The sequence below is a fragment of the Pseudomonas sp. GW821-FHT07F01 genome (assembly GCF_059418825.1).
This window is the reverse complement of record NZ_JBWKQO010000002.1, coordinates 260,273-275,805: the sequence shown is the minus strand read 5'-3', so window position 1 is coordinate 275,805 and position 15,533 is coordinate 260,273. Positions and strand designations below refer to the sequence as shown.

Here is a 15,533-nt window from a genome sequence, read left to right as displayed (position 1 = left end):
CAGCCATGACCGGCACCTTGCAGCGCCTGATAGCCGCCGCCAACCTTCGGCAGGCCCTGGCTGCGGTGTTCGCCCTGCTGTTGGGGCTGGGCGCGTTCATGGGTCTGCAGCGCCTGGTGACGCCGCGCTACAACTGGGTCACGCCATTGGATGAGCTGATCCCCTTTATCGCCCAGTCCTGGTTCGTCTATGTGCTGTTCTTTCCCTTTGTGCTGCTGGCGGCGGCCTATGCCAGCCAAGAGGGCTTCAGGGCCATGCGCAACGCCACCGGCATGGCCTTCGCCGTTGGGCTGCTGTGCTTCTGGCTGTTCCCCGAATATGTGCCGAGGCCGGATATCGCCGCCCTCGACAATGGCTTCCTGCAACAGCGGCTGGGCCGGATGTGGCAGCTGGACCTGGCCTGCAACGGTTTTCCCAGCCTGCATGTGGCAGTGACCTGCCTGGCCTGTCGCGCGCTCTGGCGCCGCCCTTGCAAAGAGCTGAGCGCTGTCATCGGCCTGCTGATCTGCCTCTCGACCCTGACCCTCAAGCAGCACACGCTGATCGATGTGGCGGGCGGCCTGTTCCTGGCCCTGGCCTGTGCCCTGGCCACCCAACGACAAGGAAACCCTGCCCGTGTCCCAGCCTGAACCCCGTGCCGGAGAGAATCGGGCCCTGCGTGCCTTTGCCCCCGACGCCGGGCTGTTCCTGCTCAAGCCCTGGATCGGTGGCCTGGCGCTGCTGGCCGACTGGGGGCTGATCGCCGCCGCATTCGCCTGCGCTGCGCTCTGGCCGCACCCCGTCATCTACCTGCTGGCCGCGCTGCTGATCGCCCGCAGCCAGTTGGCGCTGGCGGTGCTGATGCACGAGAGCGCCCACGGCCTGCTGCTGCGCGGGCAGAAAGCCAATGATCGGCTGGGCCAGTGGCTGGCCGCCGGCCCGCTGTTCCTGTCCCTCTGCACCTACCGCGCCGGCCACCTCAAGCATCACCTGCATCCGATGGAGCATGACGACCCGGTGGTGGCGGTCTTCGGCCTGGGGGATTACCCCTTGCCCCGGGGCAAGCTGGCCCTGCGCCTGCTGGCGGACCTGTGCGGGGTGGGCTACTTCATCAGTGCCTTGAGGTTCGCCCGGGGTGACTACCGCGCGATCATGCCCCGGGTCGACAAGTCGCCGCGCCAGGCCCTGGCGCAAGTGCTGTCCATGCTGGTCAGCAACGGCCTGCTGTTCGGCCTGCTGGCCTGGAGCGGCCACCCCTGGCTGTACCTGGGGTTGTGGCTGTTGCCGGCGATTACCCTGCTGCCCTTGCTGGGCCGGGTACGAGCCATCATGGAGCATGCCGGCCTGCCGGTTGCCGCCGACCAGAGCCGCAACGCCCGCAGCATCGTACGGCCCAGCGTGCAGACCTTCCTGTTCGGCCCCCACGCCATCCACTACCACATCGAGCATCACCTCTATGTGCGTGTGCCGTTCTACCACCTGGGCGGCCTGCACCGGCAACTGGCCACGGCGCAGTTGCTGCCCGAGGGCAACCTCTACCAGGGGTATGGCGGGGTACTGCGAGATGTCAGCGACCCCGACTGGAGGTCATCGGCGCGCTGAGGCGTGGAGGAAGGGGAGAACGGGCCCGCCATGGGTGGCGGGCCCGTGAGGGCGGTCAGAGCTTGGGCAACTGGCCGATGCGGCCGACCATCTCGGTGACGATCTGCAGGTCCAGGAGGAACTGCTCCACGGTCTTGAACTCGTTGTCGGTGTGGCCGGTGTACTTGACCTCGGGCCGCGCCAGGCCGAACTGCACGCCGTTGGGCAACTCGTGCACCGAGGTGGCGCCGGCGGAGGTGCCGAACTTGTGCGCCATGCCCAGGTTCTCGCTGGCCACCGCCAGCAGTGCCTTGACCCATTCACCCTCGGGGTTGCGGTACATAGGTTCGGCGATCTTGGTGTCGATGTTCACCGCCACCTGGGTCTTCTTGCTCCAGGCCGCCAGCTTGTCGGTGATTTCGCCCTTCAGCACTTGCGGGGTCTTGCCCTTGGGCACCCGCAGGTTGACCGCCAGCTTGAAGGTCTTGTCATCCACGCTGACCTGGGTCAGGGAGGTGGTCAGCGGCCCCATGAAGTCGTCGGAGAAGCCGATACCCAGCTTGTTGCCCAGGTAGTCCAGGCCCCAGTTGTCGGCGGCGTAGCGGGCACCATCGGTGAAGGCGTTGTGCTTGAAGGCGATCTTGCCGTCCTGGCTGTTGATGAAGTCCAGCATCCGCGCCACCGGGTTGACCCCGGACTCGGGCTCGGAGGAGTGGGCCGAGACGCCGGTGACCGTCAGTTGCACATCCTTGCCCACCACCTTGGCCGCGACCTGGAAGTTGCCGCCGTGCTGCTTGGCATATTCGGCGCCGGCCTTTTGCAGGCTGGCGGCCAGTTCCGCAGGCTGCTCGGTGACCAGGGTGGCTACCGAGGTCGAGGGGATCTGGTTGGTGGCCAGGCCACCGGTGAGGTGGGTGATCTCCGCCCCTTTGCCCTCGGCGGCGCGCCGGGCGAAGCTGGCCATCACCGTGCCGTAGCCTTTCTCGGCGATCACCACCGGGTAGCCGCCGTCCAGCGCCAGGTTGTAGTTGGGCGTCGGGTTGTGTTCGAAGTAGTAGGGAATGGCATCGCCGCTGGTTTCCTCGGTGGTGTCCACCAGCAGCTTGAAGTTGCGCGCCAGGGGCAGCTTCTCTTCCTTGATGATCTTCATCGCGTAGAGCGCTACCACGATGCCGTTCTTGTCGTCCTCGGTACCGCGGCCATACATGCGGTCGCCGATCAGGGTGACCTTGAACGGGTCGAGGCGGGTGCCGTCTTCGAGCACCCAGTTTTCCGGGGTCACCGGCACCACGTCGGCGTGGGCGTGGATGCCGACGACTTCATCGCCGCTGCCTTCCAGGGAGATCTCGTAGACCCGGTTGTCGATGTTGCGAAAGTTCAGGTTGAAGGCCTTGGCCAGGTCCTGGATCTTGGCGGCGATCTTGAGGAACTCGGGGTTCTTGTACTGCGGCACGCCGTCGATGTTGAAGGTGGGGATGGCCACCAGCTCGCGCAGGGTTTCGGTGGCGGCCTTGCCGTACTTGATCCGGGCGTAGAGGCCCAGCAGGCGGTGGATCTCGTTCTGCTGTTCGGCGTTCAGGGGCTTGTTGGCCAGGAAGGCCTCGATGGTCGGGGCGAGCTGGTCGCTCTTGGCCAGCGGGCTCTTGGCCAGGGTGCCGAGGAACTGGCGGAAATCCGTGACCGTGGCGTCATTGAAGGTCTTGAGGATGGCCGCGCTTTGTTGCGGGGTAATGTTGGCCTGGGCGATCGAGGTGTAGGACGACAGGCTGGCGAGCATCAGGGTGGCCGCAGCCAGGTGCTTGAGAGAAAAATCCATTGCGGAGGGCATTCCTTTGCAGGGGGTGAGGATTATCTGAGCTGTTAGTCAGAAACCTTGCCAAGCTAACACTGCGAAGGAGCAGGGCGGGAGCCCCTGAAGTGGGATCTGTCGCACAGAAACGCAAAAGCGACGCACAAACGAAACATTCATCCAGGCAGGAGGCGCCTGCATCGGCGCCTCCTGTCGTGGCTAGTGCATCAAGCCTTGGCGTCCCATGGGCGGTCGCCCTGTTCGTCCTTGATGCGGGTCGGCAGGCCCATCAGGTCCAGCGCCTTGAGGAACGGCTTGGCCGGCAGTTCCTCGACGTTGGCCATGCGCTGCACGTCCCACTCGCCACGGGCCACCAGCAGGGCGGCGGCTACGGGCGGTACGCCGGCGGTGTAGGAAATGCCCTGGCTGTCGGTCTCGGCGTAGGCTTCTTCGTGGTCGGCCACGTTGTAGATGAAGACTTCGCGCGGCTGGCCATTCTTGCTGCCCTTGACCAGGTCACCGATGCAGGTCTTGCCGGTGTAGCCCGGGGCCAGGGAGGCCGGGTCAGGCAGCACGGCCTTGACCACTTTGAGCGGCACCACTTCCAGGCCTTCGGCGGTCTTCACCGGTTGCTCGGAGAGCAGGCCCAGGTTGCGCAGCACGGTGAACACATTGATGTAGTGCTCGCCGAAGCTCATCCAGAACCGCACGTTGGGCACGTCGAGGTTCTTCGACAGCGAGTGCACTTCATCGTGGCCGGTCAGGTACAGGTTTTGCGAGCCGACCACAGGCAGGTCGTCGGTACGCTTGACTTCGAACATGGTGTTGCTGGTCCACTGGCTGTCCTGCCAGCTCCACACCTGCCCGGTGAATTCGCGGAAGTTGATTTCCGGGTCGAAATTGGTGGCGAAATATTTGCCGTGGGAACCGGCATTGACGTCGAGAATGTCGATCGAGTCGATGCGGTCGAAATGTTCCTGCTGGGCCAGGGCCGCATAGGCGTTGACCACGCCCGGGTCGAAGCCGACGCCGAGGATCGCGGTGATGTTCTTCTGCTGGCACTCTTCGAGATGCTTCCACTCGTAGTTGCCGTACCAGGGCGGGGTCTCGCAGATCTTGCCCGGTTCTTCGTGGATCGCGGTGTCCAGGTAGGCCACACCGGTATCGATGCAGGCACGCAGCACCGACATGTTGAGGAAGGCGGAACCGACGTTGATGACGATCTGCGACTCGGTCTCGCGGATCAGCGCCTTGGTTGCCTCGATGTCCAGCGCGTTGAGCGCATAGGCTTTTATTTCAGCGGGCTGTTTGAGGCTGCCCTTGGCCTTGACGCTGTCGATGATGGCCTGGCATTTGGAGATGTTGCGCGACGCGATAGCAATACGACCGAGTTCGTCGTTGTGCTGCGCGCACTTGTGGGCCACCACCTTGGCGACACCTCCTGCACCAATGATAAGAACATTCTTCTTCAATTTATTTACTTCTCCTCGTGACCTGTCCGCTCAGGAAAGGCTGGACAGGTAGTCTTCGAAACCAAACTCGCGTACCACCTCGATGCTGCCATCGAGTTGTTTCACGACAATGGACGGCATTTTCAGACCGTTGAACCAGTTTTTCTTGACCATGGTGTAACCCGCCGCATCAATGAACGACAGTCGATCGCCGATGGCCAGCGGACGATCAAATTGGTATTCGCCGAAGATATCCCCGGCCAGGCAGGACTTGCCGCACACCATGTAGGTATGTTCGCCCGCGCTTGGTGACAGCTTGGCGTTCAGGCGATAGATCAGCAGGTCGAGCATGTGGGCTTCGATGGAGCTGTCCACCACGGCCAGGTGCTTGCCGTTGTACAGGGTGTCGAGCACGGTCACTTCCAGGGAGGCGCTCTGGGTGATTGCCGCTTCGCCCGGCTCCAGGTAGACCTGCACGCCGTACTTCTGGGAGAAGGCCTTGAGGCGCGCGCAGAAGGCGTCCAGGGCGTAGTCCTCGCCGGTGAAGTGGATGCCGCCGCCGAGGCTGACCCACTCGACCTTGTGCAGCAGGTGGCCGAAGCGATCCTCGATGGTGGTCAGCATCTGGTCGAACAGGCCGAAGTCGCCGTTCTCGCAGTTGTTGTGGAACATGAAGCCGGAGATCTGCTCGATGACCTGCTCGATCTTGGCCGGGTCCCACTCGCCCAGGCGGCTGAACGGGCGCGCCGGGTCGGCCAGCAGGTAGTCCGAACTGCTGACCTGGGGGTTGACCCGCAGGCCGCGTACCTTGCCCGCGCTGGCGTCGGCAAAGCGCTGCAGCTGGCTGATGGAGTTGAAGATGATCTTGTCGCAGTTGGCGAGCATCTCCTCGATTTCGTCGTCGGCCCAGGCCACGCTGTAGGCGTGGGTCTCGCCTTCGAACTTCTGCCGGCCGAGCTTGAGCTCGTAGAGCGACGAGGAGGTGGTGCCGTCCATGTACTGCTGCATCAGGTCGAACACCGACCAGGTGGCGAAGCACTTGAGGGCCAGCAGGGCCTTGGCGCCGGACTGCTCGCGCACGTAGGCGATCTTCTGCATGTTGCTCAAAAGCTTCTGCTTGTCGATGAGGTAGTACGGCGTCTTGATCATTTCAGGGTCTCCGGCAGGGCCAGCCAAAAAGGTACGCATTGTGCCCGCAGTGCCACTAGATCGAAAGCTCGGAAATATATTTTCCACGGTCAACCGTCTGTCCCTTGCGTTGTCGAGCCAGGCATGCGATTCCACACAGACAGCTGCAGGCGGTGCACACTGGCCCGAGCCCCGGTCGATGAATGCTGCGGCGCTGCAACGTTTCGCCGATTCGATGAAAAAAATACCCGACGGAAACTGCCATGCCTGATCTGCCCGAGCCGTACCACCCCCTCACTGACGATCGCTTCCGCCTGCTGGTCGATGCGGTGGTGGACTACGCGATCTACATGCTCGACGCACAGGGCCGGGTCGCCAGTTGGAACAGCGGTGCCCGGCGCTTCAAGGGCTACCGGGAGGAGGAAGTGCTGGGCCGGCACTTTTCCTGCTTCTATACCCCCGAGGATCGCCAGGCCGGTTTGCCCCAGAGGGCGCTGGACAGTGCCGCGCAGTGCGGGCGTTTCGAAGGCGAGGGCTGGCGCCTGCGCAAGGATGGCACGCGGTTCTGGTGCCATGTGGTGATCGACCCGATCCGCGACAGCGCCGGCGGGCTGATCGGCTTTGCCAAGGTCACCCGTGACATGACCGAGCAGCGGGCCGCCGAGCAGACCCTGAAACAGAGCGAACAGCAGTTCCGCCTGCTGGTGCAGAGCGTGACCGACTACGCGATCTACATGCTCGATGCCCAGGGCCGGGTCAGCAGTTGGAACCTGGGGGCGCAACGGATCAAGGGCTATGCCCCAGAGGAAGTCATCGGCCAGCACTTTTCACTGTTCTATACCGCCGAGGACCGGGCCAGCGACGAGCCGCGCAAGGCCCTGGAAGCCGCCGCCCGCGAAGGCCGTTTCGAGAAGCAGGGCTGGCGCCTGCGCAAGGACGGTACACGGTTCCTGGCCCATGTGATTGTCGACCCGATCCGCGCCGACTCCGGGGCCATCATCGGTTTCGCCAAGATCACCCGCGACATCACCGAGGTGGTCCAGGCGCAGAAGGAACTGGAGGTCGCCCGCGAAGCGCTGTTCCAGTCGCAGAAGCTCCAGGCCATCGGCCAGCTCAGCGGCGGCATCGCCCATGACTTCAACAACCTGCTGACGGTGATCCGCGGCAACCTGGAGCTGCTGCACAACCGGGTCGGCGATGACCCCAGGCTGCGGCGCCTGCTGGACAACGCGCTGCAGGGCACCGAGCGCGGCGTGACCCTGACCCAGCGCATGCTGGCCTTCGCCCGGCGCCAGGAGTTGAAATCCCAGGCCCTGGACCTGGGCCAACTGGTGGCCAGCCTCAGCGGCCTGCTGTGCAGTTCGGTGGGGCCCAGGATCGCCCTGCGGGTGGAGATGGCGCCGGACCTGCCGGCGGTGCAGGCTGATCTCAACCAGCTGGAACTGGCGCTGCTGAACCTGGTGAGCAATGCCCGGGATGCCATGCCCGAGGGCGGTTCGATCCTGATCGAGGCGCAATTGTGCGGGGCCACGGGCAACCTGGCCCGGGGGCAGTACGTCTGCCTGGCGGTGGTCGACGATGGCCAGGGCATGGACGAACAGACCCTGGCCTGCGCCGCCGATCCGTTCTTCACCACCAAGGGCCTGGGCAAGGGCACCGGCCTGGGCCTGTCGATGGTCCACGGCCTGGCCGAGCAACTGGGCGGGCGCCTGGTGCTCCAGAGCCGCCTGGGCCAGGGCACCCGCGCCGAGCTGTGGCTGCCCCTGGCGAGCGCGGCCAAGGGTTCGCCGGGCAGTGAGGCCATGCCGGCCCCGGGCCCGGACCACCCGCCGCTGTGCGTGCTGCTGGTGGATGACGACAGCCTGGTCCTGGACAGCACCACGCTGCTGCTGGAGGACCTGGGCCATCGAGTCATCCGCGCCGCCAGCGGGGCCCAGGCGCTGCAGTGTCTTGAGCAGCACCGGGACATCCAGCTGATGATCAGCGACATGGCCATGCCACACATGGATGGCCGCCAGTTGGCCGAAGCGGTGCGGCGCCTGCACCCGCAGTTGCCGATCATCCTGGCCAGCGGTTATGCCCAGCGCCAGGACGGCCCGGTGCCGGAGCTGCCACGGATCTTCAAGCCCTTCAGCCAGGCGCAGTTGAGGGACGCCCTGGCCCAGGTCCTGGCGCAGTCTGCGGCGGGCTGACTGCGGCGCACGGCAAGAGGGTGCAAACCCTACACCGGCGACACCTGCTGGGCCATGGCCGCGCCGGTCATGGGGGCCTGTGGAAAGGGCGCGGGAAATGCACGCTCGTAAGCCCGGCATACCCGCAGCACCTGATCGTCGGCAAATCGCGCGCCAACCACCTGCAGGCCGATGGGCAATCCCGCCTCCGAGAACCCGCAGGGCAATGAGGCAGCAGGTTGCTGGGTCAGGTTGAAGGGGTAGCTGAAAGGCGACCACTTCATCCAGTCATCGATAGCGCTGCCGGGCGGGGTGTCGTGGCCGGCCTCGAACGCGGTGATCGGCAGCATCGGGCAGACCAGCAGGTCGTAGCGGCTGTGAAACATGTTCATGTGGGCCATCAAGGCCGCCCGGGCTTCCTGGGCCGCGGTGAAGTCGGCGAGGGTGGTGTGGCGGCATTCTTCGGTAAAGCGCAACAGGCCCGGATCGAGCATGGCTTTCTGGGCCGTGCTCAGTTGCCGGGCCAGCGTCTGTGCGCCGGCGTAGATCACGCTCTTGAACAGTTGCAGGGGGTCGTTGAATCCCGGGTCGACCGCTTCGACGATCGCCCCCAGTTGTTCCAGCCGCGCCACGGCCTGCGCCACCTGGCGAGCGACCTGCGGATCAACCTGCACATAGCCGAAGTCTGCGCTGTAGGCGATGCGCAGGCCGTTGAGGTGGGTGCTGTCGGGCAGCCACGGGGTGTGTCGCGGGGCCCCCATCAGCGCGTCCCGCGGGTCGGGCCGGGCGATGGCCTGCAGGAGCAGTACGGCATCCTCCACGGTGCGGGTCATGGGGCCCAGGTGAGACACCAGGGTCGTCGCGCTGGCCGGGTACTGGGGGATGTAGCCAAAGGTGGGCTTGAAGCCGAAAGTGCCGGTAAAGCTGGCGGGGATGCGGATCGAGCCTCCGGCATCGCTGCCCTGATGCAGCACGCCCAGATTGAGCGCCGCGGCCACCGCTGCGCCGCCGGAGGAACCGCCGCAGGTCATGCGGGTGTCCCAGGGGTTGCGGGTGATGCCGTAGAGGGGGCTGTCGGTCACGCCTTTCCAGCCGAACTCCGGGCTGGTGGTCTTGCCCAGCACCACGGCGCCGGCCTCCCGCATGAAAGTGGTGACGGGCGCGTCGATGTCCCAGGGGCCTTCGGCCGAAATGGTCATCGATGCTTTGCGCGTGGGCATGCCCCGGGTCGGGGTCAGTTCCTTGATCGATGTGGGCAAGCCGTCGAGGGCGCCGCAGGGCTGGCCCTTCATCCAGCGCTTTTCAGCTTCGCGTGCGGTGTTCAGCGCGCCTTCGGGATCGGTGTAGCAAAAGGCATTGACCCGCGGGTTGAAGCGCTCGATGCGGGCCAGTGCGTCCTGGGTGACCTCCACGGGAGACAGCTGCTTGTCACGGTAATGACCGAGCAGCTCGATGGCGCTCATGTCGGCGATGGCGGTGGCGTTTGGCATGGCAGTGTCCTGATAGGCGGGTGCAGGGCTGGCCTGCACAAGACAGTGTGTGGGCGCCCAGTTCGGGGCACCCCGAGAACCAAGCGCATCAGCGCAAGTAGCCCTCGACCAGTTCCACCCAGCACGCTGCGCCCAGGGGAATCAATTGATCGTTGAAGTCGTAGTGATCGTTGTGCACCGAGCAGCCGTTGAACTCCCCGGTGCCATTGCCCAGGCCGAAATAGCAGCCGGGCACTTCGTCCAGCATCCAGGCAAAATCCTCGCTGCCCATGGCCCTGAATGACACTTGCTCCACCACGTTCTCGTCGCCCAGGGCCTTGCGCGCGGCGTCGAGCATCTGTCGCGTCTCGGCGACGGTGTTCACCAGGACCGGGGCCAGCAACTGATAGTCGATCTCGGCGGTGACCCCGAATGCTGCGGCCTGGCCCTCGACGATGGTGCGGATCCGCTGCTCGACCTGTTGGCGGATCGCCGGGTCAACCGTGCGCACGCTGAGTTCCAGCATGGCCGATTCGGGAATGATGTTGGTGGCGGTTCCGGCGTGTACCTTGCCGATGCTGATCACCACCGCATCGTTGGCGCTGATGTTGCGCGAGACCACGGTTTGCAGGGCACTGATGATGCCGGCCAGGGCCGGGATCGGATCGACGGCGCGCTCCGGCACGGCGCCGTGTCCGCCTTTGCCGGTCAGGGTAATGCCGACCCGCTCGGACGAGGCCATGACCCCGCCGCTCTTGATGATCGCGTAGCCCACGGGAAACCCCGGCATGTTGTGGAAGGCGTACACCGCATCGCAGGGGAAGCGCCGGAACAGCCCGTCGGCCATCATGCTCCTGGCGCCGGTCAGGCCTTCTTCATCCGGTTGGAAGATCAGGTTCAGCGTGCCGTCGAACTCGCCGTGCAGGGCCAGTTGTTCGGCCGCCGCCAGCAGGGTGGCGGTGTGGCCGTCATGACCACAGGCGTGCATCACCCCGGCGCGTTGGCTGGCCCAGGGCAAGCCGTTGCGCTCGATGATCGGCAGGGCATCCATGTCCGCCCGCAGGCCCAGGGTCCTGGAGCCCGAGCCGCGACGCAGGACGCCGACCACGCCATGGCCGCCCACCCCGGTGTGGACTTCATAACCCCAGCCTTCGAGCAGGCCGGTGACCAGGGCTGCGGTGTCCAGGGTGTCTTCACCCAGCTCCGGATGGGCGTGGATGTTGCGCCTGATCTTCAGGAAGCGCTCGGTGCTGGCTTGCAGTCGGTCTTGCAGAGAGGTCATGTTCACAACGGATTCCTTGTTCCAGGTAGAGGGGCAGTTGCAGGTCGGATTCAGGGACGGCCGGGATATTCCGGGTAGAAACGCAGGGCCACGCCACTGAGCACGATGGCGCTGCACAGATACCAGGCAGGTACCAGCGGGCTTGCGGTCACGGCGATCAGCCAGGTCACGATCAGCGGCGAGAACCCCCCGAACAGGGTGACCCCGAAGCTGTAGACGATCGACAGCCCGGTGACTCGCTCGTCACGGGCGAAGGCTTCCATCAGCAGCGCCAGGCCGGCGCCGCCGCTGATGGCCATCGGCAGGATCAGCATCGACACCGCCACCAGGCAGAGCAGGGTGCTTTGCAGGCCCAGCAGCATGAAGGCCGGGTAGGTCAGGATGATCTGCAGCCCGCACAGCCAGTACAGCAAGGGCTTGCGCCGTGGCATGCGGTCAGCCCATCGCGAGGCCAGCGGGGGAACGACCGTCAGCAGGACGCAAGCGAAGGCCACCAGCGAAAAGGCGAAGCTGCTGGAGTAGTGCAAGGTCCGGGTGAGGTAGGTCGGCATGTAGAACACCACCATGTAGGAGGTGACCGTCGAACTGGCCATGAGCAATATGCCCAGCCCCAGGGTGCGCGCGTGCTTGCGCAACAGGTCGCGAAACGGCGTCGGGTTCTCCGGGTTCTGGTGGGTTTCATCCAGGTGCTTGCGGATGTACCAGCCCACCGGGCCTATCAGCAGGCCGATGATGAACGGAACGCGCCAGCCCCAGCTGTGCAGCGCCTGCTCCGACAGAACACTGGTCAGCGCCAACCCGGAAAGCGCCCCGAGCAGGGCGGCAGCGCCCTGGCTCGCGCCTTGCCAGCAGACCATGAAGCAGCGGTTGTCGGTGCGCCCGGACTCCATCAGGAAGGCCGACGCGGCGCCAACCTCACCGCCCGCGGAAAAGCCCTGCAGCATCCGCCCCAGCACCAGCATGATGGTGGCGAAGATCCCGATGCTGGAATAGGTGGGGGTAAAGGCAATGATGCCCGTGCCGATGGTCATCAAGGCAATGGTCAGCGACAGCGCCTGCTTGCGGCCGTAGCGGTCGGCCACCCGGCCAATCAGTACCGCCCCTAGCGGGCGGACGACAAAACCCAGGGCGAAGGTCACCAGCGACATCATCAGCGATGCCAATGGGGAGTCGGAGGGGAAGAACAGCTGGCCGATGATCACCGCGAAAAAGCTGTAGACGGTGAAGTCGTACATCTCCAGCGCATTGCCCAGGGAGGAGGCGACGACCACCCGGCGCATGTTGCCGCGGGGTATTGCCGGTGCTGTGCTCGGCGCGTATTGAAGCGGTAGCGAAGGAGCGGGGGTGCTTTTCATGGCATTTTCCAAAGAGTGGCGGTTGGCACAGAGGCTGTGCCCACCGCCAGTACGAGGTCCTGGCGCCCCCTCGGCGAAGGCGCTGTTGTTCGAGCCGTCGTGACCCGAGTTCAGCGCACCCCACTCTGGCGCAAGGCGTTGGGCGTGAACTCGGCCTCCAGCGCCTTGACGCCGAACTGATAGTTGCTCTTCTCTTCGTTCTTCAGGCCCAGCACCAGGTAGCGGCCGCTGACCATGTCATTCAGGGTCTCGGCGGTGTACCAGGGCACCTGGCTGTTGTAGTAGGAAAGCTGGTGGGCTTCGGCAACCCGCCACAGGGTATTGCGCCCGTCGTAGTGATCGATGACCGCGGCCTGCCAGGAGTCCTCGTCGATGTAGAAATCGCGCTTGGCATACACATGGCGCTGGCCGGGTTTCAAGGTCGCGACCACGTGCCACACACGGTGCAGTTCATAGCGCGCCAGGTCCTGGTTGATGTGCCCGGCCTTGGTGATCTCGGCGTACTTGAGCGTGGGCGAATCGAGCTTGTAACTGTTGTAGGGGATGTACAGTTCCTGCTTGCCCACCAGTTGCCAGTCATAGCGATCCGGCGCGCCGTTGAACATGTCGTAGTTGTCCACCACGCGCTGGCCGTCGGTACTGGCGGCCGGCCCGTCGTAGGCCACCTGCGGGGCCCGCCGCACACGGCGCTGGCCGGCGTTGTAGATCCAGGCCTGGCGAGGTTCCTTGACCTGATCGAGGGTCTCGTGAACCAGTTCCACGTTGCCGGCCAGGCGCGCGGGCGCGACCACGGTCTGCTTGTTGTAGAACAGCACGTTGCTCGGCTTGGCCGGATCGTAGTCGGCGAGGCTCTCGCGCAACACGTACTGGTGGGCAAAGGTCACGGGTGTGCCGTTGCCCTGGACATCCGGCACGATCTGCACCATCTGGCGCTTCACGCTGTCACCGCGATAACGGGTGATGTGGTTCCAGATCACCTCCAGCCCATTCCCGGGAATCGGAAACGGATAGGCCTTGGTGAAGTGCTCCAGGCCGTTACCGCCGGCAACCAGGGTGGTGTTCAGGGCGTTCTTGCGGGCCGCCTCGACGATGCTCGGCGGTACGTTGGCGCTGCGGTGAGTGGGGTAGACGTTCATCCGGTAATCGGGGTAGCGCTTGAACATCGCGACCTGGCCCGGGGACAGGCGGCTTTTGTACTGCTCGACGTTCTGCGCGGTAATGCTGAACAACGCATGTTCGCTGCCATAGGGGTCGGCGAGAAAACCGGCGCTGTCGATCGTCCCGGCATTCTTCGCCAGGCCGCCGGTCCAGGCCGGAATGGTGCCGTCGGCATTGCCGGCGCGCTCGGCACCCACCGGGGTCAGCGTGGTCTCGAGCTTGGCCGCCTCTTCGGGCGACACTGCGGCCATGGCCGACGTGCAAAGCAGCAGCGACAACGCACTGCCGTGAAAAACCGACTTCGAAATGTTCATCGCACCCTGTCCTGTTCGATTGCTGATTGCGGATTCAAAAGCTCACGCCGAAGCTGAGGGCGACGAAGTCGCGATCAGTCGAAGTGTTGTAGGCGCCACCGAAGAAATCGGTGTAGGAAAGACTCGCCGAGTAGGTATTGCGAAGGTCGGCATCCAGGGCGAGGCTGATGGCCTTGCTGCCTTGGTTGAAGTTGGGGCCGTAGCCTTGCACGTCATGGGACCAGGACAGGCTGGGCTTGAGGTTCACCCCGGCGATCACGTTCTGATAGTCGAGGATGGCGCGGCCGCGATAACCCCAGGAATTGGCGGTGTAGAAGCCCTTGTTGTTGCAGTTCTGCGGGTTGACCGGGTTGGCCATCAGCGCGCAATTGCGGTTGTCGGGCAGTTCGCCGTTGCCGAAGATACTGTCCCGGCCGAAGCGCAAGGCGTTGCTGTTGATATCCCCCAGGTGGTTGTAGCCGATCTCGGTAATCAGGCTCAGGCGCTCGGCGGCCCAGACCTGGTCGATGAAATGGGTGAGGGTGATTTGCGCCTGGGTCACCGGCTTTCGCACATAACCGTGGAAGCTCTCGCCTGGCACTGGCTGCGCAAAGCCGCTGGTGAAGATCGGCGCACCGAGATCGGCCGCCATCGGGCCGGCGAGCGCGGCAATGGTCACGTCGCTGCCGTTGAGTGACAGCGGCATATTCGGCCGGTAGCTCAGTTCACCGGAAACCGCAGTGGTGCCCAGGGTGGTGGCAAAGCTCAGGCCATAGAGGCGGATGTCTTCCGGGTACTCGATGAAGTACTCGGCGCTCGATGCCCTGGTCCCAGGCTTAACCGCGAAGGGGGCCGTGCCGACCGTGCCACCGAGGAAAGGCGCGCGGCTGTGGTAGTTCAGGGCATACAGGCCGAACTCGGTGTTGTTCAGCGCCTCGACCTGCCAGCGCAGGGCCATCCCGAACTGGCCACTGTCCCGCGCGTCGCGGTCGCCACCCCGGGTGAAGTGATACTGGCCATTGGGGTCCCAGGGGGGCGAGAAACCCATGCGGGTATTGCATCCATCGGCCATCACGTCGGAGCCGAAAAAGGTCCCGCAATTGTCGACGACGGTCTGGTCCCATTCCAGTTGATAGAAAAATTCGGCAGAGAGGTTTTCGCTCAGCCCCTGGGACAAAAACAGCATGTTGACCGGAATCAGGCCTTCCTTGATTTCGGCTCCCGGGCGCCGGAAGGCTGCGACATCCGTCGGGTTGATCACGTTGATGCCATTGCCGATGAAGGTGCTTTCCCCCCAACTGACCACCTGTTTGCCCAGGCGCGCATTGCCGGGCTGATCGGCGATGAAATAGTTGTGATAGACAAAGGCGTCCAGCAGCTGCGCGCCCGAGGACTTGGCGGCCTCCTTGCGATGCTCATCGCTGATCTGCACATAGCGCCGGCTCTCGTCCTTGAGCTCGAAGTCGTACCAGTACTTGCCCCGCAGGAACAGCCCGCTGTCGCCGTAGCTGAGCTGCAGGTCGTGCACGCCCTTGAAGATCTTCGAGAAGGTTTCGCCCTTGCGAAAGTTCAGCCGGCCGTCGTCGGAGGATTGGCTTGAAGCGTGCCCTGCGTTCCACGTGCCGATGAAGGCCCGGTCCGGGTTGCGCAGTGCCCAGCTGGCGCCAATGGACAACGAAGAATCGAATTGCCCCTGGATCTCGCCGATGTCGAAGGTAGCGGCCTGGCCAGGTGCGCTGATGCTCAGTGCAAGCAGCGTTGGCAGGCCCAGTAAGCGGAATGGATCAAGCTGGAATTGGTGCGCCACAGAACTTCCCCATCGTTTTTTTTATTGGAGGCAGTACGTGTTGTCTGCCGGGCGATGCTGGTGGTGGAGA

The 15,533-nt window shown here is 64.5% G+C and carries 11 protein-coding genes; 3 read left to right on the top strand and 8 right to left on the bottom strand.

Features of this window, described 5'->3' with window-relative positions; translation table 11 throughout:
• Positions 1–5: 5 nt before the first annotated feature.
• A complete protein-coding gene (locus tag AC07R1_RS07490; protein ID WP_346624355.1) occupies positions 6–629 on the top strand; it encodes a phosphatase PAP2 family protein in 624 nt (207 codons plus the stop codon).
• Positions 616–1,581, top strand: a complete 966-nt coding sequence (locus AC07R1_RS07485) for a fatty acid desaturase family protein (protein ID WP_011061820.1) — start codon at positions 616–618, stop codon at positions 1,579–1,581. The genes AC07R1_RS07490 and AC07R1_RS07485 overlap by 14 nt, the downstream gene beginning before the upstream one ends.
• A 55-nt stretch (positions 1,582–1,636) precedes the next feature.
• Here AC07R1_RS07485 and AC07R1_RS07480 read toward each other — a convergent pair whose 3' ends face one another.
• The 3 genes from AC07R1_RS07480 to AC07R1_RS07470 all read right to left on the bottom strand — a co-directional run bounded on the left by AC07R1_RS07480 (position 1,637) and on the right by AC07R1_RS07470 (position 5,949).
• Positions 1,637–3,376 carry a dipeptidase gene (locus AC07R1_RS07480; protein WP_011061819.1) on the bottom strand — a complete coding sequence of 580 codons (1,740 nt, stop codon included), beginning with the start codon at positions 3,374–3,376 and terminating at the stop codon, positions 1,637–1,639.
• Positions 3,377–3,576: 200 nt separating this feature from the next.
• Positions 3,577–4,821 carry a saccharopine dehydrogenase family protein gene (locus tag AC07R1_RS07475; RefSeq protein ID WP_011061818.1) on the bottom strand — a complete coding sequence of 415 codons (1,245 nt, stop codon included), beginning with the start codon at positions 4,819–4,821 and terminating at the stop codon, positions 3,577–3,579.
• Positions 4,822–4,851: 30 nt separating this feature from the next.
• Complete coding sequence (locus AC07R1_RS07470; RefSeq protein WP_220222813.1) at positions 4,852–5,949, bottom strand: carboxynorspermidine decarboxylase; 1,098 nt, start codon at positions 5,947–5,949, stop codon at positions 4,852–4,854.
• Between the two features lie 242 nt (positions 5,950–6,191).
• Between AC07R1_RS07470 and AC07R1_RS07465 the strand changes: the two genes are divergently transcribed.
• The gene (locus AC07R1_RS07465; protein ID WP_495110357.1) at positions 6,192–8,120 is read left to right on the top strand and encodes a hybrid sensor histidine kinase/response regulator; all 1,929 of its coding nucleotides are present in this window, start codon (positions 6,192–6,194) and stop codon (positions 8,118–8,120) included.
• A 29-nt stretch (positions 8,121–8,149) separates the two neighbouring features.
• Here AC07R1_RS07465 and AC07R1_RS07460 read toward each other — a convergent pair whose 3' ends face one another.
• The 5 genes from AC07R1_RS07460 to AC07R1_RS07440 all read right to left on the bottom strand — a co-directional run bounded on the left by AC07R1_RS07460 (position 8,150) and on the right by AC07R1_RS07440 (position 15,463).
• Positions 8,150–9,589 carry an amidase gene (locus tag AC07R1_RS07460; protein WP_495110356.1) on the bottom strand — a complete coding sequence of 480 codons (1,440 nt, stop codon included), beginning with the start codon at positions 9,587–9,589 and terminating at the stop codon, positions 8,150–8,152.
• A gap of 88 nt (positions 9,590–9,677) precedes the next feature.
• Positions 9,678–10,850 carry an amidohydrolase gene (locus AC07R1_RS07455; protein WP_065364731.1) on the bottom strand — a complete coding sequence of 391 codons (1,173 nt, stop codon included), beginning with the start codon at positions 10,848–10,850 and terminating at the stop codon, positions 9,678–9,680.
• A 50-nt stretch (positions 10,851–10,900) separates the two neighbouring features.
• Complete coding sequence (locus tag AC07R1_RS07450) at positions 10,901–12,205, bottom strand: MFS transporter (protein WP_015635991.1); 1,305 nt, start codon at positions 12,203–12,205, stop codon at positions 10,901–10,903.
• Between the two features lie 110 nt (positions 12,206–12,315).
• Positions 12,316–13,677, bottom strand: a complete 1,362-nt coding sequence (locus AC07R1_RS07445) for a DUF1329 domain-containing protein (RefSeq protein WP_495110355.1) — start codon at positions 13,675–13,677, stop codon at positions 12,316–12,318.
• 34 nt (positions 13,678–13,711) lie between these two features.
• On the bottom strand, positions 13,712–15,463 hold the full coding sequence (locus AC07R1_RS07440; RefSeq protein ID WP_236203812.1) for a DUF1302 domain-containing protein: 1,752 nt from the start codon (positions 15,461–15,463) through the stop codon (positions 13,712–13,714).
• Positions 15,464–15,533: the final 70 nt, after the last annotated feature.

Excerpts from the sequence above, each read along its gene's own strand:
- AC07R1_RS07490 (WP_346624355.1), top strand. The coding sequence starts at position 6 with ATGACCGGCACCTTGCAGCGCCTGATAGCCGCCGCCAACCTTCGGCAG.
- AC07R1_RS07455 (WP_065364731.1), bottom strand. The coding sequence starts at position 10,850 with ATGACCTCTCTGCAAGACCGACTGCAAGCCAGCACCGAGCGCTTCCTG.
- AC07R1_RS07470 (WP_220222813.1), bottom strand. The coding sequence starts at position 5,949 with ATGATCAAGACGCCGTACTACCTCATCGACAAGCAGAAGCTTTTGAGC.
- AC07R1_RS07450 (WP_015635991.1), bottom strand. The coding sequence starts at position 12,205 with ATGAAAAGCACCCCCGCTCCTTCGCTACCGCTTCAATACGCGCCGAGC.
- AC07R1_RS07480 (WP_011061819.1), bottom strand. The coding sequence starts at position 3,376 with ATGGATTTTTCTCTCAAGCACCTGGCTGCGGCCACCCTGATGCTCGCC.
- AC07R1_RS07460 (WP_495110356.1), bottom strand. The coding sequence starts at position 9,589 with ATGCCAAACGCCACCGCCATCGCCGACATGAGCGCCATCGAGCTGCTC.
- AC07R1_RS07445 (WP_495110355.1), bottom strand. The coding sequence starts at position 13,677 with ATGAACATTTCGAAGTCGGTTTTTCACGGCAGTGCGTTGTCGCTGCTG.
- AC07R1_RS07465 (WP_495110357.1), top strand. The coding sequence starts at position 6,192 with ATGCCTGATCTGCCCGAGCCGTACCACCCCCTCACTGACGATCGCTTC.